Annotated in this window: 1 protein-coding gene; it reads left to right on the forward strand. The window is 68.4% G+C overall.

Annotated features, from left to right (window positions below):
• A partial coding sequence (locus RNB18_RS51630; RefSeq protein ID WP_311721012.1) for an MCE family protein occupies positions 1 to 465 on the forward strand: 465 nt, incomplete at both ends.

Below are 465 nucleotides of genomic sequence, written 5' to 3' on the forward strand. Positions count from 1 at the left end.
GCGCCACGTCGGCTCGCTCACCAGCACCGTCGCGGCCAAGGACCAGGTGATCGGTGAGGTGATCAAGAACCTCAACACGGTCCTGAAGACGGTCAACGACCGGGAGGCCGGGTTCGACGACCTCGTGGTCACCCTGGAGAAGCTCGTCTCCGGCTTCTCCGGCGACCGCAGACCGCTCGGTGAGGCCGTCACCGCCATGGGCGCCCTGACGACCGTCACCGCGGACCTCTTCCAGGACGGCCGCAGGCCCCTCAAGGACAGCATCCGGCAGCTGGGGCGGCTCAGCGGCGAGTTGGAGAAGGGCACGCCGCAGATCGAGAACTTCCTGGACAAGACCCCGGCCAAGATGGAGGCGATCAGCCGCCTCACCTCCTACGGCTCCTGGCTCAACCTCTACCTCTGCGAGGCCAGGGTCGGCGGGGTGGCCACCGACGACGGCTCCATGCCGCCCACCGGCATCGCCAT

The sequence above is a fragment of the Streptomyces doebereineriae genome, from assembly GCF_031845645.1.
GTDB lineage: Bacteria > Actinomycetota > Actinomycetes > Streptomycetales > Streptomycetaceae > Streptomyces > Streptomyces canus.